This is a genomic window from Sphingomonas sp. Leaf33, from assembly GCF_001421785.1.
In the GTDB taxonomy this organism is placed as follows: Bacteria; Pseudomonadota; Alphaproteobacteria; order Sphingomonadales; family Sphingomonadaceae; genus Sphingomonas.
This window is the reverse complement of sequence record NZ_LMLB01000011.1, coordinates 52,916-75,196: the sequence shown is the minus strand read 5'-3', so window position 1 is coordinate 75,196 and position 22,281 is coordinate 52,916. Positions and strand designations below refer to the sequence as shown.

Here is a 22,281-nt window from a genome sequence, read left to right as displayed (position 1 = left end):
ATGGCCCTCCCCAAGCCCCCGAAAAGCGACGACGCCAAGAGCCCGGCCTACTCCGCCCCCGCGCTGGAAAAGGGCATCGACGTGATCGAACTGCTCGGCAGCGAGCCGTCCGGCCTGTCGATCAGCGAAATGGCGACCCGCATGGGCCGATCGATCAGCGAGCTGTTTCGCGTGGTGGTCGTGCTCGACCGGCGCGGCTGGCTGCGCAAGGACCCGGCGAGCGACCGCTACCGCGTCACCTACAAGCTGCTGGAGGTCGCCCACCGCGCGACGCCGGCGCAGGAACTGACGCATGTTGCGGGCCCGCTGATGCACGCGCTGGCCGCGCAGGTCGAACAGTCCTGCCATCTGGTGGTCGTCAACGGCGCGCAGGGGCTGGTCGTGCTGCGTCAGGAAAGTCCGGGGCAGACCGGCTTCGCCGTGCGTCTGGGCACTTCGGTCGATCTGGCGTCGAGCTGTTCGGGCCACGTGCTGCTCGCCTTCGCGACCGACGCGGCGCGGGCGGTGCTGCTGCAGGACGTGGGGACGTCGGCGACGCTCGACGCGCGGCTGGAACAGGTGCGCGACCAGGGCAATGAATCGATCCCCAGCGCGCGGATGGCGGGCGTGTCGGACATCAGCTGCCCGGTCTTCGGCTTCGATGGCCATGTCGTCGCCGCGCTGACCATCCCGTTCCTGGAAGCGATCGACGGCGCCCCGCACTGCACGCAGGCCGAGGCGCTCGACGCGCTGAAGGCGACCGCCGAGGCCATCTCGACCGCGCTCGGCTGGTACGACCGCGCGGACGAGGACATCGTACCGACGCTATCCGTCGCTGCCCCGACGAAGAAGCGGAGGTCGTTGGCGGGGTAAGAGCAGGCCCCTCCCCCGTTCGTGCTGAGCTTGTCGAAGCAGCATCCTTCGTGCCGCGAGCGGATGGCGGGTGTATCGCAGAACGGCCCTTCGACAAGCGCAGGGCGAACGGAACGGGATGAGTTCCCACCTTGCCCCGTTCGTCGCGAGCGAGGTGCCCGGCCACCCGCCCGTCGACTTTTTCCGGGACGAACGGAAAACTTACGGCGCCCGCCGCTCGACCTGTGCCTCCGCCAGGATCAGCGCGAACTTGCCATCCGCATCGGTCCATTCCGCCACCGGCGTCCAGCCACCGCCGCGCAGCAGCAGGCGGGCATCGCGGGGCCCGTATTTGTGGCTGTTCTCGGTGTGGATCGTCTCGCCCGCCGCAATCGAGAACGGCCGGCCCTCGACCGTGAACTCGACATCGCGGATCGCTTCCAGATGCATCTCGATCCGCGCACGGTCGTCGTTCCAGATCGCGCGGTGGCGGAAGTCCTCGACCGGGATCGTGCCGTCCAGCTCGCGGTTGATCCGGCACAGCAGGTTCAGATTAAACGCCGCGGTCACGCCGGCCGCATCGTCATAGGCCGGCACCAGCACGTCCTCGTCCTTGATCCGGTCGATCCCGATCAGCAGCAGCGACCTTTCACCCAGCGTCGCACGCATCGATCGCAGCAGGTCGACCGCGCCGGCCGCCAACATGTTGCCGATGGTCGAGCCGGGGAAGAAGCCGAGCTTCGTCAGACCGGCGACCCCCGACGGCATCTTCAGCGGCTTGGTGAAGTCGCCCTCCAGCGGAGCGACCACGATGTCGGGGAAGTTCTGCGCGATGACGTTGGCGCTATCTCGCAGGAAATCGCCCGAGATGTCGATCGGCACATAGGCCGCCGGCCTGACGCAATCGAGCAGCGTCGGCGTTTTGGTCGACGATCCCGAACCGAATTCGACGACCGCGCATCCTGCCGGCACGCGCTGCGCCAGATCGGCGCAGGAGTCGGCCAGGATCGCGATTTCGGTGCGCGTCGGATAATATTCGGGAAGCTCGGTGATTTCCTCGAACAGTTCCGACCCGCGACGGTCGTAGAACCAGCGCGCGGGGATCGCGCGCGGGCGCAGCGCCAGGCCGGTCAGCACGTCGTGGCGGAACTGCGGATCGGCGAGCGACACCTGGCCGTCCTCGATTTCCTGCTTCAGCATCTCAGAGGTCTTTCGCTAGGCGCACGCCGGTGAATTGCCAGCGTTGATGGGGGGGGAAGAAATTGCGGTAGCACGACCTGACGTGCCCGCGCGGGGTCGCGCACGACCCGCCGCGCAGGACGAACTGCCCGTTCATGAACTTGCCGTTGTATTCGCCGACAGCCCCTTCTGCCGCGGCGAAACCGGGATAGGGACGGTACGCGCTGCCGGTCCATTCCCAGACGTCGCCGAAGAAGCCCGGCGCGGATGCCGCCGGGCGCGGTTCGACCGGGCCGGCGATGTCGAGGAAGTTGCCGGCGTCGGCCGCGTGTGGCGCGGCGACGGCTTCCCACTCCGCCTCGGTCGGCAGGCGCGCACCGGCCCAGGTGGCGTAGGCGTCCGCTTCATAGAAGCTGACATGCGTCACCGGCGCGGCGGGATCGATCGCGCGGTGTCCGTCGAGTCCGAAGCGGGTCCAGACGCCATCGCGCGATTCCCAGTAGAGCGGCGCGATGATGCCCTCGCTCTTCACCCACGCCCAGCCGTCGCTCAGCCACAACCGCGCATCCGAATAGCCGCCATCGGCGATGAAGGCGGCCCACTCGCCGTTGGTGACGGTGCGGTCGGCGATGGCATGGGCGGGCACCAGCGCACGGTGGTGCGGGCCTTCGCAGTCAAACGCAAAGCCGGTGCCGTCGTGGCCGATCTCGACGATCCGCTCCTCGCTCTCGATCCAGCCGATCGGCCCCGGCACCGCAACGGGCACCTTGCGTTCGGGCGCCCACATCGCGGGCTCGCACGGGTTGCACGAGAAGAGATGCAGGATATCGGTCAGCAGCAGTTCCTGATGCTGCTGTTCGTGATGGCACCCCAGCGTCACCAGCGCGCGAGCGTCGTCATTCAGCATCGGCCACGCCGCGACCACCGCCTGCGTTACCGCGGCGCGATAGGCAAGCACGTCGTCGAGCGTCGGCCGCGTGATCATCCCGCGGCGATCCCGCGCGTGCCGGACGCCTTCGGCCTCGTAATAGCTGTTGAACAGGAACGGGAAGCGCGGATCGAACAACGGGTAGTCCGCGACATGATCGCGCAACACGAACGTCTCGAAGAACCAGCTGGTATGCGCCAGATGCCATTTGGCGGGCGACGCATCGGGCATCGACTGGACGGTCGCATCGGCGTCGCTCAGCGGCGCGACCAACGCTTCACTCAAGGCGCGGACGTCGGAAAAGAGGGCCAATGCGTCATCGGCGAACGGCGCCGGCACAGGGGCGAGGGGCATGGCGATCCTTCGCCCGCGGGCAGACCGCCGGATTTGCGGTCCGGGTTACGAACCCCCGGGCACCCACAGAACGTCGGCATGGCCTTTTTGGTTCACGTAACGTCCGGCAACGAACAGATAATCCGACAGCCGGTTGACATAGGCGAGCGCCGGCGCGCCGACAGCGGCGTGGTCCGCCAATGCCACCGCCGCGCGCTCGGCGCGACGGACGATGGCGCGGGCCAGGTGCAGGTGCGCCGCCGCCGGCATACCGCCGGGCAGGATGAAGCTGGTCAGCGGCTCCAGATCGGCGTTGAGCGCATCGATCGCCTGCTCCAGCCGCTCGACCTGCGCGGGCGTCACCCGCAGCGCGCCGGGGATGTCGCCGGGCGTCGCCAGATCGGCGCCGAGATCGAACAGATCGTTCTGGATGCGCGCGAGTTCGTTCGCCACGGCGCCGTCTTCGAGCGCGGTGCGCGCGACGCCGATCGCCGAGTTCGCCTCGTCCACATCGCCGATCGCCGCCATCCGCGTATCCGCCTTCGACACGCGGCTGCCGTCGACCAGCCCCGTCGTCCCGGCATCGCCGGTTCGCGTATAGATACGGTTGAGCTTTACCATCGTGGCGCTTGAAGTCCGGGGCGGGCCGGCGCGAAACCGGTCAGGTGCGACCGGCGGCGAACAGGATCACGACAACGATCAGCACCGCGATCGCCTGGAAGAAGATGCGGAACTGCATCATCTTGTTCGACTTGGTCTGCGACGTGGTCGGACCGTCCGGCCCGGCTTTCAACTCTTCCTCCGTCGTCTGGAGGAAGGTGACGATGCCGCGGATCAGCGCGACGACCGTGGCGATCATCGCCGCGATCAGGGCCAGGGCGAGAAACGTGTTCATGGATCTTATCTAGTGCGTCGCACCTGCGTTGGGAAGGCGTCCGGCCAGCAGATCGACGACCAGCGCCGGACCGTCCGTGCCCCCATCGCGCAGCGCCGCCAGCGTCGGCGCGCCGGTGCGCTTGGCGAGGCGCTCGCCCGCGGCATCGGTCAGTAGCGGGTGGTGATGATAGGCGGGCGTCGGCAGGTCGAGCAGCGCCTGGAGCAGGCGGTGGACGTGCGTGCTGTCGAACAGGTCGATGCCGCGGACGATGTCGGTGACGCCCTGCGCGGCGTCGTCGATGGTGACCGCGAGGTGATAGCTGGCCGGCGCATCCTTGCGCGCGAGGACGACGTCGCCGTGCGCGGCCGGATCGGCACGGATCCAGCCGACGGACGCATCATGCCACCACAAATCCTCCCCGGCACGGAGAGGGGGACCGTCCGCAGGACGGTGGAGGGGGGGCGCCGCGAGGGACATCGCTTGGGGCACGCCCCCTCCACCACTCGCTTCGCGAGCGGTCCCCCTCCCCGTGCCGGGGAGGATTTTCAGGGCCTTTCCCACATCCAGCCGCCAGCAATGCGGCAGGCTCGGATCGATATCGCGCGTCCGGCATGTCCCCGGGTACACCGCGCCGGCGGGACCGTGCGGGGCCGACAGGCTCGCGGCAATGTCCGCGCGGGTACACACGCAGCGATACAGCAATCCAATCGCGCGCAACCGATCGAGCGCGGCGTCGTACAGCCCTAGACGCGCCGACTGGCGCACCACCGGCCCGTCCCAATCGAGCCCGAGCCACGCGAGATCCTCGACGATCCCGGCGACATGGTCCTCGCGACTGCGGGTGCCGTCGATGTCCTCGATCCTGAGCAGGAACCTGCCGCCGCGGTCGCGCGCGAACCGGTGTGCCAGTGCTGCCGACCAGGCATGACCCAGGTGCAGCCGACCCGTAGGGCTGGGAGCGAAGCGCGTGACGACGGATACGGACATGGCCGGCAGAGATGGCGCCGCGACACCCGCTTGTCGATGCGCGCCGCGCCGGTTAGCCTCGCGTCATGATCCGGATCGCTGCCCCGCTCGCCATGACGCTCGCCCTCCTGCCAGCCGCAGCGATGGCGCAAGGCGTGCCGAAGCCGGGCGCGATGAAGACGTTCGGCGACTGGACGGTCGGCTGCGACAATACCAACGCCTGCATGATGCTGTCGCTCGGGACCGAGGACCCGGGCGAGGCGCCGCCGACGACTCTGTTGATCGAACGCGCGGGCGGCGGCGCCAGCGATTTTTGCGTGACGGTGCAGCCGGACGACGACCGTCCGCGCGGCATCGCGGTAGATGGCCGGCGACTGGCCACGGGTCGCATGACCTATGACGGCGCGGCGGCCGACGCGATCGGCGCGGCGATGGCGACGGGGCGCAAGCTCCAGATCCTGGCCACATCCGGCACCGCTCAATCCACGCTCAGCCTGACCGGCGCGTCGGCAGCACTCCGCTACATCGACGCCGTGCAGCACCGGGTCGGGACGGTCACGGCCGCGGTCGCCAGGGGATCGGCCCCGGCCGCGCGGGTGCCCGCGCCGCCGGCACCGCCGGTCGTCATTGCGCTCCGGCCATCGGGCACCGCCGCGCGCCCGAGCGCCGCGCAGGTCGCAGCGATGCGCAAGGCCGCCGACTGCGACCCGAATGGCTTGGCCGGCGATAGCACACCGGAGCAGCACGCGCTGGGTGGCGGCGCGACGCTGGTACTCGTGCCCTGTTCGGCAGGTGCCTATAATCTCGCCTCTGCCGCATTTGTGCTGCGCGGGGGCAAGGTCGCCCCGGCCCGCGCCGATGTTCCGACCGGCTATGGCGAGGACGCATCGACCGCCGGACCGGCGGTGCTGGTCAACGCCGCATTCGAGAACGGCGTGCTGTCCAGCTATTCGAAGGGTCGCGGCGTCGGTGACTGCGGCATTTCGCAGAACTTCGTATGGGACGGCGCGCGACTACGCCTGGTCGAGCAGGCGCAGATGATCGAATGCCGCGGCAACACCGGGCTTGCCACGACCTGGCGCGCAGACGTGCGGCGCCGGTAGCGCGGCTCTATTTCGCGCCGGCGTCCAGGATCGCGCGCACCACCGACCCACGCTTCATGCCCCACGGCACGTTGCCCTGCCCGGAATACAGCCCGCGCAGGATGCCGCGATCGGTGTCGGTCAGCGTCTTGGGGACGTCGTCGCCGGCACCGGGCGCGAAGATCTGAAGGATGGTCCGCCCCTGCCCCGCCCGCCCCGGCCGGGCGTCGGCCAGCGCGCGCATCGCGGCATAGTCGGCGATCTGGCCGGTGTCGCGCGTCGCCGCGGCGGCACTGTCGATGATGACGACCGCGCTGACGATGTCGCGGCGGAAGCCGGGGATCAGGCGGCTCGATCCCTGGACCGTTAGCGTCGGCGGTTCGCCCGGGGCACCCGGTTGCGGACGATCGCCGTCGCGGCTGCGCACTTCGCTCTCGACCCAGCCGCGTGCGCCGCCCGGCTCGCCTAGGATGCGGCGATAATCGGCACGCGACTGCGCGGCCATGACGCCGGCGCGGCGGTGCAGGATGCGCTCGACCGCAGCGCGGCCGTCCTGCGTCACGATGACCAGCAGGTTCGGGTTGCAGCCGGGTTCGCCGACGCTCAGCCCCACGTCATCGGCGACGATGCCGATGCGATCGATCACCGCCTGCCCGCTCTTCGCCGACAGCCCGACGACGCCCGCGCATACCGGATCGGTGAAGCGCGCGACCGGCTGGTCCATCGTCAGCGGCGGCAGGATCGCGTCGACCTGCCGTCCGACCGTCTTTGCCGCCTTTTCCCTCTCGGCGGTGACGACGACGTCCTGCTGCGGCAACGCAAGCGCGAGGAACAGGGCAAGCATCAGCGCGGCCGGCTGAACGCGCCGATGCCGGCGATGGCAAGCCTGGCCGCGGGTACCGCGGTCTCGCCGAAACTCAGCCGCAGGTAACGCACGGGCCGGGCGCCGCCGGTGAAATTCAGCCGCTGCGTCGACAGGGCATAGGCGATGTTGGGCAGTTCCCCGCCGCCCGCCGGCTGCCAGACCCGGCCGTCGCGGCTGACCTCGACCAGATAGCCCTTGGGCGGCGCGGCGCCGGTCATGACCTGGCGCGACGGCGTCAGGCTGAAGCCCGCCACCGACCGTTCGGCCCCCATGTCGACGGTGACGACGACCGGCCGAGCCGCGGTCGGTGCGGGGGTGACCCAGATCGTCTTGGCATCATTGTCGAGCAGCTTGTCCGCCCCGGCCGTGGTCGCCGAGACGATCCGCCAAGCAGCGGTCGACAGCACGGTCGGGTCGCTGGAAACGATCGCCGGCACCGGCACCGGCGCGACCGACCGGAACAGCGACAGTTCGCTGATCGCAGGACCGGCAGTACCCTCGATGATGCGCAGTCGCACGCGGCGCGCGATGATCGGCGTCTCCAGTCGGATGATCCGCTGCGCCGAGATGCATTCGTGCGCCGCCAGTTCCCGCCACGTGCCCGCGACCTCGGCATCGACCGCGAACTTCGTCACGCGGATGCCGAGCGGCAGGTGTTCGCGGATGCGGATCAGGTCGAAGGCGCGACCCGGCGGCAGGTCGAGCACCAGACTGGCGGTGGTGACCTCGTCGGGCGTGGTCCAATAGGTCTCGCGCTTCCCGTCGAGCACCTTGCCTGCCGCAAAGGCGACCCCGCGCTCGCTGCTGGCGTGGGCCACGGCGCCGCGCGTCAGGTCGGTCGCGAAGCTCGCCCGGATCGCGTCGCCGAAGCTTTTCAGGATCTTGGCGTCCTGATCCGGGATCCGACCTCGGCGATCGGGCGGGAGGTTCAGGTGCATGTTGGTGCCGCGCGCGACCGAGGTGTCATAGTAGCGGATGAGGTTTTCCGGCGAGCGCACCTTCGAATCCTCGTCCGAATGATAGAACCAGCCCGGACGGATCGACGTGTTGGTTTCCGCCGGCCACCACAGGGCACCCCCGCGCACACCCGAATTGCCTTCGGACTGGACGTACGGATGGTTCGGCATCGTCGGCCAGCACGGATCGCCGGCCACGCCGTCCTCGTTCCCGACCCAGCGGATATCGGCGCCGAGCGGGTCGAAGGTGCAGGCCATCGGCTGATACTGGTGGACCAGCGCGATCATGCTCGGCCAGTCGTAGTACGCCGGCGCATCAATCTTTCGCGTTTCGCGCGCGCCGCCGTAATAGCCGTCGCCGCCGTTCGCGCCGTCGAACCAGAATTCGAACAACTCGCCATAGCGGGTGCAGAGCTCGACGATCTGCTTGCGGAAATAGTCGATATACGCTGGGCGGCCGTATTCGGGGTGATTGCGGTCCCACGGCGACAGGTAGACGCCGAACTTCAGCCCCGCGCGGCGTGCGGCCTGTTCCATCTCACCGACGATGTCGCCCTTGCCGTTCTTGTAGGGCGAATTGCGGATGCAATGCTCAGTCAGCTGCGTCGGCCACAGGCAGAAGCCGTCGTGGTGCTTCGCGGTCAGGATGATCCCGCGCATGTTGGCCGATTTCGCCGCTGCGACGATCTGGTCGGGGTCGAAGTCGGTGGGCGCGAACAGGGTCGGGCTTTCGTCGCCATAGCCCCATTCCTTGTCGGTGAAGGTGTTGATCGAAAAATGGATGAACGCGTATTGCTCATGGCCATGCCAGGCGAGCTGGCGCTTCGACGGGGTCGCGCCCCGGGGCCTGGGGGCGCCGGTCTGCGCGGTGACGGGCAACGCAGGCATCGCGCCCGCGGCGAGACCGGAGGCGATCAGGGTACGGCGGTCGAGCGTCATCGTGCGTCCTTTACGGGGATAAGCCAGGTTTCGGCGATCTGCGCGCCCCGCCCGCTGCCGCCCATGCCCGGCGGGCGGGTGAAGGCGAGCTCCAGCGTGCCGTCCGCGGTCGCGGCGGCGGGGACGGCGAATTCCGCCGTCTCCGGATTGCTGCGGCGTTGGCGGGGCGGGTGGATTTCGTGAACGCCATCGGCGACCAGGCGGATGGGCAGCGTATAGTCCTCGCCCGCATAGGTCACCGCGATGCGATAGCAACGCTTGGCGTCGAGGCCGGTGTAGAGCAGGCGAAGCGGGGCATCGTACAGCGCCTCGGCATAGGTCAGCTGCGCCATCCGCCAACCGTCCGCCATGGTGCGGTCGGCGATGCCGTCGATCGCGGCGCCGAACATCGCCGGGTCGTTGACGCCGTTGGTGCCGCGAACGAGGTGCGGCTCGGCCTGCGGGTTGCCGAAATCGTCGTAGAGCGCACCCTCGGCCGAGCGGCTGCGATCGGGGCCGCGGTCGGCAAGCGGCGTGTCGGCGCGGTCCAGGTTCGCGCCGCGCTCGATGTGCGAGGCGCCGAACTTGGTCACGCTCAGTTGCAGTCGCGCCGTCGCGAACAGGCGGGCGGCGAGGTCGTCGAGCCGCTGGCGGAGCGCGGCAATCTGCGCACCCTCCGGCCGCCCTGCTCGCCCGGCAATCGTGCGATGGCGAACGAGCGCGTCATAGACAGCGCGGTACCGGAAACTGTCCAGCCGCCAGTCCGCCGCTCGGCCCGGCCACACCGCATCGACTGCGGTGAGTGTCGCGTCGATGCCCGCATTGGCGGCCGGATCGCCGACCCAGTTCGCCTCCAGCCGCGTCGGGATCGCCGCGGCACGCGCGTCGCCGACGAACATCCGCGCATAGTCGGCCGCAGCGTCCTGCCCATCGTGCCCCCAGCCGAGACGAAACCAGAGCAGCTGGTTGAAATCATCCGCCACACCTTCGGAATAGGTGACGAAGCCCGAGTGCAGTCCCGCGAAATGCCGCCAGATGCGCGTCTGTGCGCCGGGCTGCGGATTGATCGGCTCGCGCCCCTGCGTCAGCGCGAATTCCGGCGCCCATTCGGGAATCGGGAACTGCGCGTGCATCGTGTGCGCGATGTCGGGGTAGAGCAGCAAGCGATAGCGTGCCGGCACCCGCCGGCGCTGAATCGCGACCGGGTCACGCGTCTGCGGCCCTGCAAACACGCCGGTCAGCCACGTCGGCTGCTTCGCCAGTTCGGCGTAGAACGCTTCCAGCCCCTTCGCGTCGAACCCTTGTGTCGATAGCCACACCGTCGCCGCCGGGTTCCGCCGCCGCGCAACATCGGCCGCAGCCTTCATCAACGGGAACAGTCGCGCAGGGGCGGTGTGGCCGGGGTCGCCGCCCGGCACGTAAAGATCGTCGACCCGCGGCAGTTGCCCAAGCAGCGTATCGAGCGCCACGGTTTCCTTCGTGATCCGTCCCGCGTCGGCATAGTCGCCGAGCATCGGGTAATAGAGCGCGAACCGCATCCCCAACCGATGCGCCGCTTCGCCGATCGCGCGCAGCGTCGGGATCGGAGCTTGCGGGAACAGCGGGCTGTTCGGCGCGTCGTCGCTGACGGGCGCGATCACCTGCACCCCGCTCGCACCCCACAGCGCCATGTCCTCGATCCGGCGCTCGAACATGGGCACGGTCCAGGCGTCCAGGCTGTTGTTCTTCGCGCGGTAGCCGATCTGCGTCATTCGCACGTCGGTCGTCGGTGCCTCAGCCAGCCGGCGCGGAATGGTGACGACGGCGCGGCCGGGCGCGACATCGGCCTTGCGCAACAGCCAGCCGGCGCCCTGCACCAGCCCCAGCGTATCGCGCGCGCTGACTCGCGTGCCGCCGCGCCCCTCGCGGATGACGAAGCCCGGCGCGGTGACGTCCATCGCGAACCGGATCGGCGCGACCTTCGGATCGCAGGTCGCGATACCCGTCCCCTCGGCCAGACGCCGCGCAAGCAGCGGCGCCGCGACGGCATCGCCCGTCACGCACGCCCGCGCGATGTCGCGCGCCGCAGCCGGCGTCGTCGCCAGCAGGGCCAGGGCGATCGCGAGCGATTTCACCTCGGACGGCGGCCGTTCGATGGCGGGCGATCGGCCAGCGCACGACCGAAATCGCGGTTCGGCGTCGCGCTCATCGTGAAGCGCAGATGCCCGCCGCGGATCAGGTCGGCGTGCGCAATCCAGCTTCTGGTCCACGGCCGCCCGTTCCACGTGACTGCAGTGACATAGGGCGTGGTCGGGCCGTTGCCCGGCGCCTCGATCACCAGCCGCTTGCCCGCGCCGACCCGCAGCTCGGCGCGTTCGAACAGCGGCGAGCCAAAGACGTACACTGCCTCGACCGGATCGACCGGGTAGAAGCCGAGCGCCGAGAGCACGAACCACGCACTCATCTGCCCGCAATCGTCGTTGCCGATGATGCCGTCGGGGTCGTTCCTGTACATCTCCACGCACAGGCGCCGGACCATTCCTTGCGTCTTCCAGGGCGCGCCGACGTAGGCATAGAGGTACGGCACATGCTGGTCGGGTTCGTTGCCGTGCGCGTACTGGCCGACCAGCCCCGAGATGTCGGGCGGGGCGTTATCGGGCAGGGTCGAGGGCGCGGCGAACAGGGCGTCGACCTTTGCCTCGAACGCCGCATCGCCGCCGAAATGCGCGATCTGGCCGTAGATGTCGTGCTGGTTCAGGAAGGTCGCCTGCCAGCCGTTCGCCTCGGTGTAGTCGCGCCACCAGGGCTTGGGCATGTGGCCGAGCTGGATCGGGTCGTAGGGCGTCCACCAGCTGCCATCGGCAAACCGGGGCCGCGCGAAGCCGATCGACGCGTCGAGTACGTTCTTCCAGTTGCCCGATCGCTTGAGCAGCCGGTCGGCGTCCGCCCCCTGCCCGATCGCGCGGGCAATGTGCGCCGAAGCCCAGTCGTCGTACGCATATTCCTGCGTCCGGCTGACGCTTTCGAACACCTTGTCGGCGGGCACATAGCCCAACCGGTCGTACAGGTCGCGCCCAAGCGAATTGTCCTTGTCGGGCGCGGTGAAATCGAAACTGCGGCGGCGGATCGCCGGCCAGGCCGCGGCATAGTCGGCAGGGATGCCCTTCGCCTGCGCCTCGGCCAGCGGCACGACGCCGTGCCAGCCGATCATCGTGCCGGTTTCCTTGGCCTGGAGCGGCCAGACCAGCGGGCCATAGGGCGACTGGGCGCTCTGGCGGATCATGTCGTCGACCAGGCTCTTCACCCGATCCGGTGCGACCAATGTCAGCAGCGGGTGGAGCGCGCGATACGTGTCCCACAGCGAATAGGTGCTGTACGCCGCGCCGCTTGGCGAAACGGTGTGGACCTGGCCATCCATCCCGACATAGCGCCCGTCGACATCGGAGAAGAGCGTCGGTGCCAGCTGTGCGTGGTAAAGCGCCGACGACAGGATGACGCGCTGGTCCGCCGTCCCTCCCGACACCTTCAGGTCGCCCAGCGCCGTGCGCCACGTCGTCGCCGCGGTGCGGCGGACGCGGTCGAAATCCCAGTCTCGCGCCTCCTTCGCCAGATTGGCGCGCGCGCCCGCGACATCGACGCCGGAGATGCCGCAGCGGATCAGGATGGGCGCCGCGCCGGCGTCGTCGTAGTGCAGCACCGCCTTTACCCGCTTGCCGGCAACGCGCGTGCTGCCCGCCGCCTGCCCAGTGTCGCCGTCGCCATAGAACGTGATGCGGTCGGGCCGCCGCGACAGCTGCATCGCGAAATGGATGCGCCGCCCCTTTGCCCAGCGGAACACCCGGCGGCTGCCGGTCAGCGTTCCATTCGCGTCGATCGCGATATGTGCCTCGTCGACCAGTGGCTTCGTATCGGACGTGTCGAGGATCAAATGCGACAGGTCGACCAGGATATGCCCCGGCCCGGCGGGAAAGCGGTGGCGGTGCCAGCCGACGCGTTCGGTGACCGTCAATTCGGACTGGACACCGCTTTCCAGCGCCACGCGGTAGTAGCCGGGCTCGGCATGTTCGCCCGAGAAGCGCTGGCGGTACCCGGCGTCCGGGTCCTTCAGCGTGCCGGGCGTCAGCTGGACAGGGCCGCGGGTCGGAACGACCAGCACGTCGAGCATGTCGCCGATGCCGGTGCCCGACAGATGGGTATGGCTGAACCCCATGATCGAGGTGTCGGTGCGGTGGTAGCCCGAGCACGCATCCCAGCGCTCGACATCGGTGTCCGGGGACAGCTGGACCATGCCGAACGGCAGCGTCGCGCCGGGATAGGTGTGGCCGTGCCCGCCGGTACCGATGAACAGGTTCGGCCGCGCCTCCCCTTGCGGCAGCTTCGCCGACACCGGCAGCGTGAAGGCGACGGCGCTGGAGCCGAGCAGGGCACGACGGCTGATCTTCATAATTCGGTCCCCAATATGTGCGGGCGTTCGTCGGCCAGCTTCACGATCAGTTCGCCGAACAGGCCGTTCGCCCAGGCGAACCAGTCGCGCGTGAACTTCGCCGGGTTATCCTGGTCCACCGCTTCGTGGATGAAGCCGGTGCCGCCGTCGGTGTCGCGCAACCACTTCAGGCACTGGCGCACGGTCGTGTCGTCGACCGCGGACAGCGCGCGGATGGTCAGCGACATCGGCCAGACCTGGCCGGGACCGACGTGGGGGCCGCCGATCCCCTCCACCGCCTTGCCGCGGAAGAACCAGGGGTTGGCATCGCTCCAGGCGGCGGCTTCGGTGCGGCGCCACAGCGGATCCTCGGGCTTTACGCAGCCGAGATAGCCCAGCCCCGAGAGCGACGGCACGTTCGCGTCGTCCATGAAGACCGCGTTGCCGAAGCCGTCGACCTCGTAGGCCCATACCTCGCGCCCATCGCGCAACCGCATCTTGCCGTACTGCTGGATCGCGGTTTCGACCTCGTCCGACAGCGCCTTGGCGTCCATCGCGAGCTTCATGTCGCCCGCCGCTTCGGCCGCGACGACCGCGAGTTCGCGTAGCGTGATGACCGCGAACATGTTGGCCGGAATCAGGAAGGGGTAGAGGCAGGCATCGTCCGACGGGCGGAAACCCGAGTGGATCAGCCCGACCGGCCTGGTCGGGTTGCCATGGCCCCACAACAAGGTTTCTGACGGCTGGTTGGCGGTGCGGCGGAAACTGTAGGGGCCGGGGCCGTCCTTGCGCTGCTGCTCGCGAAAGGTCTGGACGATCAGCCGCGCCGACTTCGCCCAGGTCACGTCGAACGGCCGCGGGTCGCGCATCTCGCGCCAGTAGAGGTACGCCAGGCGCAGCGCGTAGCAGAGCGAATCGATCTCCCACTTCCGCTCCGCGACGCCGGGGCGCATCTCGGTTTCGTCCTTCAGCGCCCAGCCGAGATTTGTCTTCGCCGTCGGGTCTTCCATGAAGGCGTTGGCATACGGGTCGATCAGGATCGAGCGCGCGTGGCGGGCAATGAGGCCCCGGAACAGCTCGTCGAGCTTGGGGTCCTTCTTGATGAGGTGCAGGTACGGCTTCACCTGCGCGGCCGAATCCCGCAGCCACAGGCAGGGGATGTCGCCAGTGATGACGAAGCTGTCCGGGCGTCCGGCGACCGTGCTCATCCTGACCGTGGTGTCGAGCGTATTGGGATACGCATTCTCGAACATCCAGGCGAGTTTCGGGTCGGCGATCTTCGCCTTCACCCGCACGATCTCGCGCTCGATCGCCTTGCTGACGAACTTGCGCTCGGTGACGGGCGGGCGTTTGGTCGGGGTCGCCGGGGGTGCGTCGTCCTTCGCGTGCGCGGGCAGCGCGGCGAGCGCGGCTGTGGCTCCGACGAAGGTGCGACGCGTGATGGTCATTTCGGCAAGTCCCGTGCTGCGCCTGCCAGATTGATCTCGGTCCAGGCACCTGCGGACTTATCGGGCTGGCCGCCGCCGATCCAGATGCGATAGGTGCCGGGCAGCACGCGGCGGGTGCCGTCGCGCAGCACGACGCTCAGGAACCGGGGGTCGAGCGTCAGCGACACGTCGCCCGCCTGGCCGGGGCTCAAAGTCGTGCGGGTGAACCCGGCGAGCTGGTGGCGCAGGACCGGGTCGGTGAAGTTGGGCCGCTCGTCGGTCGCGGGCGGAACGACGTAGGCCTGGAGGACTTCCTCGCCAGTACGCGCGCCGGTGTTGGCGAGGCGCGCGGTGATGGCGATACCCTTCGCCAGATCCCCGACCGCCCGGACGTTCTGATAGGCAAAGCGCGTGTAGCTCAGGCCATGGCCGAAGCCCCACAGCGGCTCGCCCGAGAAGTAGCGGTATGTCCGCTCCTTCATGCCGTAGTCGACAAAGGCGGGCAGGTCGGTGGTCGCCTTGTAGAAGGTCACCGGCAGGCGCCCGCTCGGGTTGCTGAGGCCCGCCAGCGTCTCGGCGAGCGCGGTGCCGCCGGCTTCGCCCGGATACCACATCGTCAGGATGGCGTCGGCGAGTGCAGGATCGACCGCCACTGCACTGCCGCTCGCCAGTACCAATACGACCGGCTTGCCGGTGGCGCGGACGGCCTTGAGCAGCCGTACTTGCGCGTCGGGCAGGCCGATGTCGGTGCGGTCGCCGCCGACGAAGCCGGGGACCTGCACCTGCAAAGCTTCGCCCTCCAGATCGGGCGAGAGCCCGGCGAAGACCACCGCGATATCCGACGCTTTCGCCGCCGCGACGGCCTCGGCGATCAGCGGATCGGCAGGCGGGCTCCAGAGCAGGCGAATGCCTTCGTCCTCGGACGCGTGATCGAGCTCCAGCCGGAACGGCACGGGGCGGCCGTCGCTCTGCACGGTGACCTCGACGCGGCCCTTCTTCACTTCGCCATCGGCGAGCGGCTTGCCGTCGATCCACAGTCGCACCGCATCGTGCGACTTGCAGTATTTCCAGCACGCCGGGACGTCGATCGCGAGCGCATAGGTGCCGGGTGCGGGCGGCACGAACTGCCCGGTCCAGCGCACTGCGAACGGCCCCTCCGCGGGCAGGCCCGGCAGCGGGGCGGCGCGGTTGAAGTCGTGATCGATCCGGCGCTCCGGCCGGCGCGCGACCACCTTGCCGCCGGTCGAATATTCCGCCGTCAGGTCGCGGAAGGCAGTTTCGGGCACGACGACCGGCGCGCCGTCGGCGAGCACCGATCCTTGCGCGAAGGTCACCGCGAAGCGCTTGCGCAGCCCCTCCAGCGGCGTCACCGGCGCGACCGCGGTGCCATGGTAATTGCCCTGGAGCACGCCGAGATCGTCGGCATTCGCCCCGATGACCGCGATCCGCGCGCCGGCTTTCAGCGGCAGGCGATCGGCATCGTTCTTCAGCAGCACGATGCTCTTGCGCGCCGCCTCCAGCGCGAGCGCAGCGTGGGCCGGTGTCGCGACCTGATCGCCGCGGATGCGCGACCATGGCGAGCTCGCGCCGAACGCGATACCCAGATCGAGCCGCGCGGTCAGCGCCCGGCGGAGCGCGGTGTCGATCTCGGCCTCGGTAATGAGGCCGCGCTTCACCGCGGCCGGCAACGCGCCGTAGGCCGTGCCGCAATTCAGATCGTTGCCACCCCGCACCGCGGCTGCTGCCGCACCCGCGGCGTCCAGCCGGTAATGCTGGAACAGGTGGATATTGGACACCGCATCGCAATCCGACACGGTGAAGCCCCTGAACCCCCAGTCCTTGCGGAGCCGGTCGACCAGCAGGCCCGACGCCGCGCACGCCGGCACGCCGTGGATCGAGTTGTACGCGCACATCAGCGAGCGCGCGCCGCCTTCGGTCACCGTCATGCGGAAGGCGGGCAGGTACGTCGCCTCCCTGTCGCGGGCGGAGGGCATGACGGCGAAGCCGTCGCGCCCCGCTTCCGGCCCGCTGTGGACCGCAAAATGCTTCGGCGTCGCGATGACTTTGGGATGCGCGGGATCCGGACCCTGTAACCCGCGCACGAAGGCGGTGCCGATGCGGCCCGTCAGATACGGGTCCTCGCCGTACGTCTCCTGCCCCCGCCCCCAGCGCGGGTCGCGGAAGATGTTGATGTTGGGCGACCAGATCGTCAGCCCTTCGTAGATGCGGCGGTCCGCACCGACGGGCTTGCGGTTGAACTTTGCCCGCGCCTCGGTCGCGACGACGTCGCCGATGCGGCCGACCAGCACGGTGTCCCATGTCGCCGCCATGCCGATCGCTTGCGGGAACACGGTCGACGGCCCGCTGCGGGCAAGCCCATGGAGCCCCTCGTTCCACCAGTCATAGGCCGGCAACCCGGCTTCCCGGTCGGCGGGCGCGCTCGACTGGAGCTGAGCGGCCTTTTCCTCCAGCGTCATCGTCGCGATGGCGGCCCCGACCGGGTCGGTGGCTTGCAGCAGGATCGCCAGGATCATCGGTTGAGGCTCCGGAGCGTAAGCGCCTTGGCCAGCGTCGTGGCCGAGGCATCGGACGCAACGTCCAGCGTCACGCTTTCGCCGGGCAGCAGGTCGAAGCCGTTGTCGCCCGGCTGGGCCACGACGTCGCGGAAATCGAGCATCACCGCCCGCGCCAAGGCGCCTGCGCGGACCGTCACGCGCTTGCCCGCCCAGGTCGCAGCCAGCTGCGGGTCAGGATAAGCCATATCCTTGGGCGGTGCGCGCTCCACGATCGTCCGGCTGACCGGCGCACCCGCGACGATCAGTTCGGCGACGGCATAGCTGGCGTTGGCCGGCGCGGTCGTGAACAGCGCCGCGTCGTCGATCCGCGCGATTTCGGTCGCCGACAGCGGGGCGAGCGTCACCGCTTCCTCGCGTGTCGACAGGACGGCGCCCGCCATGTCGCGCACGCTCAGTCGCCACGTCGCGGGCATCGGCGTCGTCGCGTCGGACACGACCGACACATGCGTCGCTCCACCCTTGTGCTCCGCGACGATCGCCTGGGGTGCGAAGAACCGCTTCGCCTCGAAGTTCAGCAGCTTCCACCGGCCATACCAGTCGATGCTCGCCCAGCTGATCGCGGGCCACGTGTCGTTGAGCTGCCAGTAGAGCGACCCCAGCGTCACCGGCCGGCACGCGCGGTGGTGGCGCGCGGCCATGCCGATCGCCTGCGCCTGGTTGACCTGGGTCAGGTACACGAAATCGGCGAAGTCCTTCGCCGGCCGCAACCGTTCGCGCAGGTAGAATTCCAGGCGCGCGTTGCCTTCACCGGCCAGGAACTTCTGGTGCGCCTTCAGCACCGGGCTATCGGGCTTCAACTCGCCTGCCCCCGCGAACTGCCGGATCGTCGCCAGGTTCGGCATCGCCTGAAACCCGTATTCGCTCATGAAGCGCGGGCAGCTGTCCAGATAGCGTTCGACCGGCTTAGATCCCGACCACACGTCCCAGAAATGCCGGTCGCCATCGCGGTCGGTATCGGTCGGCCCTTCGTAGTCGGTCGAGGGCGACCCCGGCCAATAGGGCGTGCCCGGCGACATCCGCGTCACGGCGTCGCGCAATACGCGGTCGAACAGCACGGCCATACCGACGCCGATCCGCTCCTGCTCGTCCGCGCCGACCGCCTTCTTGAACGCCTTGCGATCGGACCAGTTTTCCCAGCCCGACAGCACTTCGTTGTTGCCGGCCCAGATGACGATCGATGGGTGCGCCTGCAGCCGCGCGACCTGTTCTTCGGCTTCGGCCGCGACATTGTGCCGGAACGCCGCATCCGGTGGCGTCACCGCGCCGCCGAACATGAAGTCCTGCCACACCATCAGCCCCATTTCGTCGGCGATGTCGTAGAAGGCGTCGTCGAGATAGTATCCGCCGCCCCACACGCGGATCATGTTCATGTTAGCATCGCGCGCGCCCTGGAGCACGGTGCGTATCTGGGCGGGCGTGACGCGCGAGGGGAAATTGTCGAACGGGATCAGGTTCGCGCCCTTGGCAAACACTTCCGTCCCGTTGATCCTGAATCCGAAGCTGCCCTTGTCCCGGATCAGATCGACCGTGCGCAGCCCGAAGCGGCGTTCTGCCCGGTCGTCACCGCCCAGATCGGCGGCGATGCGGTACATCGGCTGCGCGCCATAGCCGACCGGCTGCCAGCGCTGCGGCTGGACGATCGTCACCGGCAGGGTCACGCGGTTCTCGCCGGGCGCGAGGTCGACATCGCGCTCGACGGGCACCTGGCGGCCATCGGGGGCAGTCACCACCGCTCGGACGGTGCGGCGGACGGCGGCGTCGGCGACGACGGTGAGGATCGCGGTGACCCGCGCTTCGTTCTCGGTCAGCGCGTCCTGGTCGATCCGCATACTGTCGATCCGCGCGTCGTCCCACGCCTCGATCCGGGCAGGACGCCACAACCCCAGGGTCACGATCCGTGGACCCCAGTCCCAACCATATTGGTACTTCGGCTTGCGGATATTGGGTGAGGTCTGCTTGGCCTTGGGCTCGTCGCCGAACGCGCTGTCATACTCGCCGGGCAGCGGGTTCGCCTCGGCCAGAACCATCGGTTGCAGGCGCTTGATCGGCGAGGCGATGCTTACGGTGATCTCGTTGCGCCCCACCTTGAGCAGCGGCTTCGCATCCGCCCGCCAGCGGCGATGCGCGTTGTCGGCAGTGAGCAGTTTTTGCCCGTTGACGCTGACGACCGCAAAGGTGTCGAGCCCGTCGAACACGAGGTCCAGATGATCGCGCGCCAGCATCGCGGGCGTCACGTCGATGACCGTCCGCCACTGCCAGTCGGTCAGCCCCGCCCATTGAATCGCGGCTTCGTTCTGCGCGAGGAAAGGATCGGGCACGCGTTTGGCCGCGATCAGATCCTGCTGCACGCTGCCGGGCACGGTCGCGGGGAGCCATGCGGCTTCCCTGGGATGCGTCTTTGCATTCGCATCGGCCGGATCGATCCGCACCTGCCAGCCGCGGTCGAGCTGGACGACGGACTTCTCGGCCGCGAATGCAGACGTCGAACAGAGCAGCAGGGCGGCGGCGAGGGCGCGCTTCACTTGGCCGCTTCCGTCAGCGTGATCTTGCCGACCGTGTAATAGGGGTCGGCGATCGGCGAGGTGAACTGGAAGCAGACGTCCTGGTCACCCTTCAGACCTTTGGGGAAGGTGCCGGAGAAGCTGAACGTCTGCGGTGCGGTCTTCGGATCGGGCAACGGGAAGGCGCCGGCCGCGATCGGGCGGGCCGTCTTGTCGCCGGCCTTGCGCTTCTCGGCCGCCGCGATGCAGCCGACCTGGACCAGCAATTCGCCGTGCGCGGACACGTTGTAATGCTCGCGCACCATCCGTGCCTCGTGCGCCAGGCCGTAGTGGCGCGCCAGCCGGACGACCTCGACCGTGTACCCCTTCGCCACGTCCATCGGCACGTCCGGGTCGAGGATGCAGGTATCGAACAGGTTGATGTTGTACACCGGCGCGTTCTCGGTCGCTTCCGACCGGAGCGGCGGGCGCAGACCCAGGCTGCCGGCCGGGCACGCCTTCAATTCCGGGTTGATCCGGGTGAGCAGGCTGACCCGCGACGTATCGAAGGCGCGCGGGGCCGAGGTTGCGAAACCGCTCGCGTCGAACGCCACGGCGCGGACGATCATGCCCGGCTTGACCGTGAACGGCGCGCCGTACGCCTTCGACCGCGCGGTCGGGGTGCTGCCATCGGTGGTGTAGCGGATCGTGCCATAGGCGACCTGGGCGGACAACGTCAGCGGAACGGCGTTCTTGCGCAGCGCCGCGCCCCGCCCGCCGGGAATTGTGAAGTCGACGGCGAACGGCGTGTCCGCGACCTGCACGCCGTTCGCCCGCCAGCGATCGGCCTGGCGCATCAGCCGCGGCAGGAAGGCGGCGAAGTTCTTGTCTCCCCTGGGCGACCACGCGATCTCCGCCAAAGCCCCTGCGCGCGGGAAGGCATGGTGCTGCAACTGGTACGGCGTGACGATATACTCGCTCCACAGATTGCCCTGCGCGCCGAGCACATGATGCGCGCGATCGGGCGCGATCGCGGCGGGCATCGGGTCGTATTTGTAGACCGATTCCAACGAGTTGATGTCGTAACGCCCGGGCGGCTCGTCGCTGCGCAGCGTCTGCGTCTGGTTGAGGTAGAGCGGCCCGCCCGGCGACATGACGACGTCGTGACCGGCATTCGCCGCCTCGATCCCACCCTTCTCGCCGCGCCACGACATGACCGCGGCCGATTGCGGCAGGCCGCCCTCCAGGATCTCGTCCCAGCCGATCAGGCGGCGGCCCTTCGACTGAAGATAGAGGCCGAACTGGTCGATCATCCAGCTTTGCAGCGCTTCCTCGTCCTTCAGCCCCAGCGCCTTCATCTGCGCCTGGACCTCCGGGCTGCGCTGCCACTGGTCCTTGATCGCCTCGTCCCCGCCCAGATGGATGTAGGTGCCGGGGAAGATCGCCATCAGCTCGTCCAGCACGTCCTTGACGAACTGGATGCCCTTGGGGCCGGGGTTGAACAGATAGGGCTCGATTCCCCAGTTGTTGCTGACGACCGGCGCGTCGCCGAGGATGCCGAGCTCCGGATAGGCGGCGACCAGCGCGGTCGCGTGGCCGGGCAGGTCGATCTCGGGCACGATGGTGATGCCACGCTCGGCGGCATAGGCAACCAGGTCCTTCAATTCCGCCTGCGTGTAGCTGCCGCCGACCTTATCGATGGGCCTGGGGCCGCCGGTCCACGGCGGCAGGCGCCAGCCGCCAACCTGCGTCAGCTTGGGGTATTTCCGGATCTCGACGCGCCAGCCCTGGTCGTCGGTCAGGTGGAGGTGGAGCGTGTTGAGCTTCACCACCGCCATCTGGTCGACCATCGTCTTGACGACGGCGATCGGCTGGAAATGCCGCGCGACGTCGAGCATCAGCCCGCGCCACTTGAACCGGGGCGCGTCGTCGATCGTCTGCGCAGCGATCAGGACGGGCTTGCCGATGTTGCGGTCCGGGCTGGCGAGCTGCGCGAGCGTCATCGCGCCGTACAGCATCCCGCGGTCGCCCGAGGCGGCGATGGTGACGCCGCTCAGGGTCGCGGTCAGGCGGTACGCCTCGTCCCCGGCGATCGACGCATCCCGGACGAAGCGGATCGCCCCGCCCGTATCGCGCGCCAGCGTCAGGCCGCGCTGGACGCGAACGACATCGCTCAGGATTCGCGCCGCCGCGGCGGCCCCGGAGTCGCCGGCCGGAACGGTGATGCCGGCACCGCTCGCCAGCGTGAAGCCGGGCCCGGCGGCCGGCGCGATCCGTGCCGGCATCGGTAGCAGCGCAGCCCCCGTCTGCGCGATCGCCGCGCCCCCCGGCAGCGCCATCGCCACCGTTGTCGCCACCATCGCCTGCTTCGACCAGCCCGCCATACCCGCTCCCTTTACGCTTGCACGTCACCCATGTGTGTCAGGGCGCACGCGATACCGAAAACAAAAAAGCCGCCTGC

15 protein-coding genes are annotated in these 22,281 nt (G+C 69.0%); 2 read left to right on the top strand and 13 right to left on the bottom strand.

Annotated elements, in window-relative coordinates; translation table 11 throughout:
* The gene (locus ASE86_RS12925; RefSeq protein WP_056427678.1) at positions 1-852 is read left to right on the top strand and encodes an IclR family transcriptional regulator; all 852 of its coding nucleotides are present in this window, start codon (positions 1-3) and stop codon (positions 850-852) included.
* A gap of 201 nt (positions 853-1,053) precedes the next feature.
* Here the strand turns inward: ASE86_RS12925 and egtD are convergent, their stop codons facing one another.
* From egtD to ASE86_RS12900, 5 genes are read right to left on the bottom strand one after another with little or no spacing between them, the layout of a single operon-like run.
* A complete protein-coding gene (gene egtD / locus ASE86_RS12920; RefSeq protein ID WP_056427676.1) occupies positions 1,054-2,031 on the bottom strand; it encodes an L-histidine N(alpha)-methyltransferase in 978 nt (325 codons plus the stop codon).
* Between the two features lies 1 nt (position 2,032).
* Positions 2,033-3,292, bottom strand: a complete 1,260-nt coding sequence (egtB, locus tag ASE86_RS12915) for an ergothioneine biosynthesis protein EgtB (protein ID WP_056427673.1) — start codon at positions 3,290-3,292, stop codon at positions 2,033-2,035.
* A 45-nt stretch (positions 3,293-3,337) separates the two neighbouring features.
* The gene (locus tag ASE86_RS12910; protein ID WP_056427670.1) at positions 3,338-3,892 is read right to left on the bottom strand and encodes a cob(I)yrinic acid a,c-diamide adenosyltransferase; all 555 of its coding nucleotides are present in this window, start codon (positions 3,890-3,892) and stop codon (positions 3,338-3,340) included.
* 40 nt (positions 3,893-3,932) lie between these two features.
* A complete protein-coding gene (locus tag ASE86_RS12905) occupies positions 3,933-4,166 on the bottom strand; it encodes a twin transmembrane helix small protein (protein ID WP_056427667.1) in 234 nt (77 codons plus the stop codon).
* A 9-nt stretch (positions 4,167-4,175) separates the two neighbouring features.
* Positions 4,176-5,135, bottom strand: a complete 960-nt coding sequence (locus ASE86_RS12900; protein ID WP_056427664.1) for a glutamyl-Q tRNA(Asp) synthetase — start codon at positions 5,133-5,135, stop codon at positions 4,176-4,178.
* Between the two features lie 65 nt (positions 5,136-5,200).
* Here ASE86_RS12900 and ASE86_RS12895 point away from each other — a divergent pair, with 65 nt between their 5' ends.
* Positions 5,201-6,217, top strand: coding sequence for a DUF1176 domain-containing protein (locus tag ASE86_RS12895; RefSeq protein ID WP_056427661.1), 1,017 nt, complete (start codon positions 5,201-5,203; stop codon positions 6,215-6,217).
* A 7-nt stretch (positions 6,218-6,224) separates the two neighbouring features.
* On the opposite strand, the gene ASE86_RS12890 is transcribed toward ASE86_RS12895, so the two are convergent.
* Genes ASE86_RS12890 through ASE86_RS12855 form a run of 8 tightly spaced genes read right to left on the bottom strand, consistent with a single transcriptional unit; the run spans position 6,225 to position 22,204 of the window.
* Positions 6,225-7,040, bottom strand: a complete 816-nt coding sequence (locus ASE86_RS12890; RefSeq protein ID WP_056427658.1) for a hypothetical protein — start codon at positions 7,038-7,040, stop codon at positions 6,225-6,227.
* Positions 7,040-8,956 carry an alpha-L-fucosidase gene (locus ASE86_RS12885; protein WP_056427655.1) on the bottom strand — a complete coding sequence of 639 codons (1,917 nt, stop codon included), beginning with the start codon at positions 8,954-8,956 and terminating at the stop codon, positions 7,040-7,042. The genes ASE86_RS12890 and ASE86_RS12885 overlap by 1 nt, the downstream gene beginning before the upstream one ends.
* Positions 8,953-11,049, bottom strand: coding sequence for a hypothetical protein (locus ASE86_RS12880; RefSeq protein ID WP_056427652.1), 2,097 nt, complete (start codon positions 11,047-11,049; stop codon positions 8,953-8,955). Before ASE86_RS12880 ends, ASE86_RS12885 begins: the two co-directional genes overlap by 4 nt.
* Entirely contained in the window at positions 11,046-13,358 is a 2,313-nt protein-coding gene (locus ASE86_RS12875; protein ID WP_082441915.1) for a GH92 family glycosyl hydrolase, read from the bottom strand. Before ASE86_RS12875 ends, ASE86_RS12880 begins: the two co-directional genes overlap by 4 nt.
* Positions 13,355-14,785, bottom strand: coding sequence for a glycoside hydrolase family 125 protein (locus tag ASE86_RS12870; RefSeq protein ID WP_056427647.1), 1,431 nt, complete (start codon positions 14,783-14,785; stop codon positions 13,355-13,357). Before ASE86_RS12870 ends, ASE86_RS12875 begins: the two co-directional genes overlap by 4 nt.
* Positions 14,782-17,298, bottom strand: a complete 2,517-nt coding sequence (locus ASE86_RS12865; RefSeq protein ID WP_056427644.1) for a glycoside hydrolase family 3 C-terminal domain-containing protein — start codon at positions 17,296-17,298, stop codon at positions 14,782-14,784. Before ASE86_RS12865 ends, ASE86_RS12870 begins: the two co-directional genes overlap by 4 nt.
* The gene (locus ASE86_RS12860; RefSeq protein ID WP_056427641.1) at positions 17,295-19,862 is read right to left on the bottom strand and encodes a beta-mannosidase; all 2,568 of its coding nucleotides are present in this window, start codon (positions 19,860-19,862) and stop codon (positions 17,295-17,297) included. Before ASE86_RS12860 ends, ASE86_RS12865 begins: the two co-directional genes overlap by 4 nt.
* The gene (locus ASE86_RS12855) at positions 19,859-22,204 is read right to left on the bottom strand and encodes a beta-N-acetylhexosaminidase (RefSeq protein ID WP_056427637.1); all 2,346 of its coding nucleotides are present in this window, start codon (positions 22,202-22,204) and stop codon (positions 19,859-19,861) included. The genes ASE86_RS12860 and ASE86_RS12855 overlap by 4 nt, the downstream gene beginning before the upstream one ends.
* Positions 22,205-22,281: the final 77 nt, after the last annotated feature.

Excerpts from the sequence above, each read along its gene's own strand:
- ASE86_RS12925 (WP_056427678.1), top strand. The coding sequence starts at position 1 with ATGGCCCTCCCCAAGCCCCCGAAAAGCGACGACGCCAAGAGCCCGGCC.
- egtD (WP_056427676.1), bottom strand. The coding sequence starts at position 2,031 with ATGCTGAAGCAGGAAATCGAGGACGGCCAGGTGTCGCTCGCCGATCCG.
- egtB (WP_056427673.1), bottom strand. The coding sequence starts at position 3,292 with ATGCCCCTCGCCCCTGTGCCGGCGCCGTTCGCCGATGACGCATTGGCC.
- ASE86_RS12910 (WP_056427670.1), bottom strand. The coding sequence starts at position 3,892 with ATGGTAAAGCTCAACCGTATCTATACGCGAACCGGCGATGCCGGGACG.
- ASE86_RS12905 (WP_056427667.1), bottom strand. The coding sequence starts at position 4,166 with ATGAACACGTTTCTCGCCCTGGCCCTGATCGCGGCGATGATCGCCACG.
- ASE86_RS12900 (WP_056427664.1), bottom strand. The coding sequence starts at position 5,135 with ATGTCCGTATCCGTCGTCACGCGCTTCGCTCCCAGCCCTACGGGTCGG.
- ASE86_RS12895 (WP_056427661.1), top strand. The coding sequence starts at position 5,201 with ATGATCCGGATCGCTGCCCCGCTCGCCATGACGCTCGCCCTCCTGCCA.
- ASE86_RS12890 (WP_056427658.1), bottom strand. The coding sequence starts at position 7,040 with ATGCTTGCCCTGTTCCTCGCGCTTGCGTTGCCGCAGCAGGACGTCGTC.
- ASE86_RS12885 (WP_056427655.1), bottom strand. The coding sequence starts at position 8,956 with ATGACGCTCGACCGCCGTACCCTGATCGCCTCCGGTCTCGCCGCGGGC.
- ASE86_RS12875 (WP_082441915.1), bottom strand. The coding sequence starts at position 13,358 with ATGAAGATCAGCCGTCGTGCCCTGCTCGGCTCCAGCGCCGTCGCCTTC.
- ASE86_RS12870 (WP_056427647.1), bottom strand. The coding sequence starts at position 14,785 with ATGACCATCACGCGTCGCACCTTCGTCGGAGCCACAGCCGCGCTCGCC.
- ASE86_RS12865 (WP_056427644.1), bottom strand. The coding sequence starts at position 17,298 with ATGATCCTGGCGATCCTGCTGCAAGCCACCGACCCGGTCGGGGCCGCC.
- ASE86_RS12855 (WP_056427637.1), bottom strand. The coding sequence starts at position 22,204 with ATGGCGGGCTGGTCGAAGCAGGCGATGGTGGCGACAACGGTGGCGATG.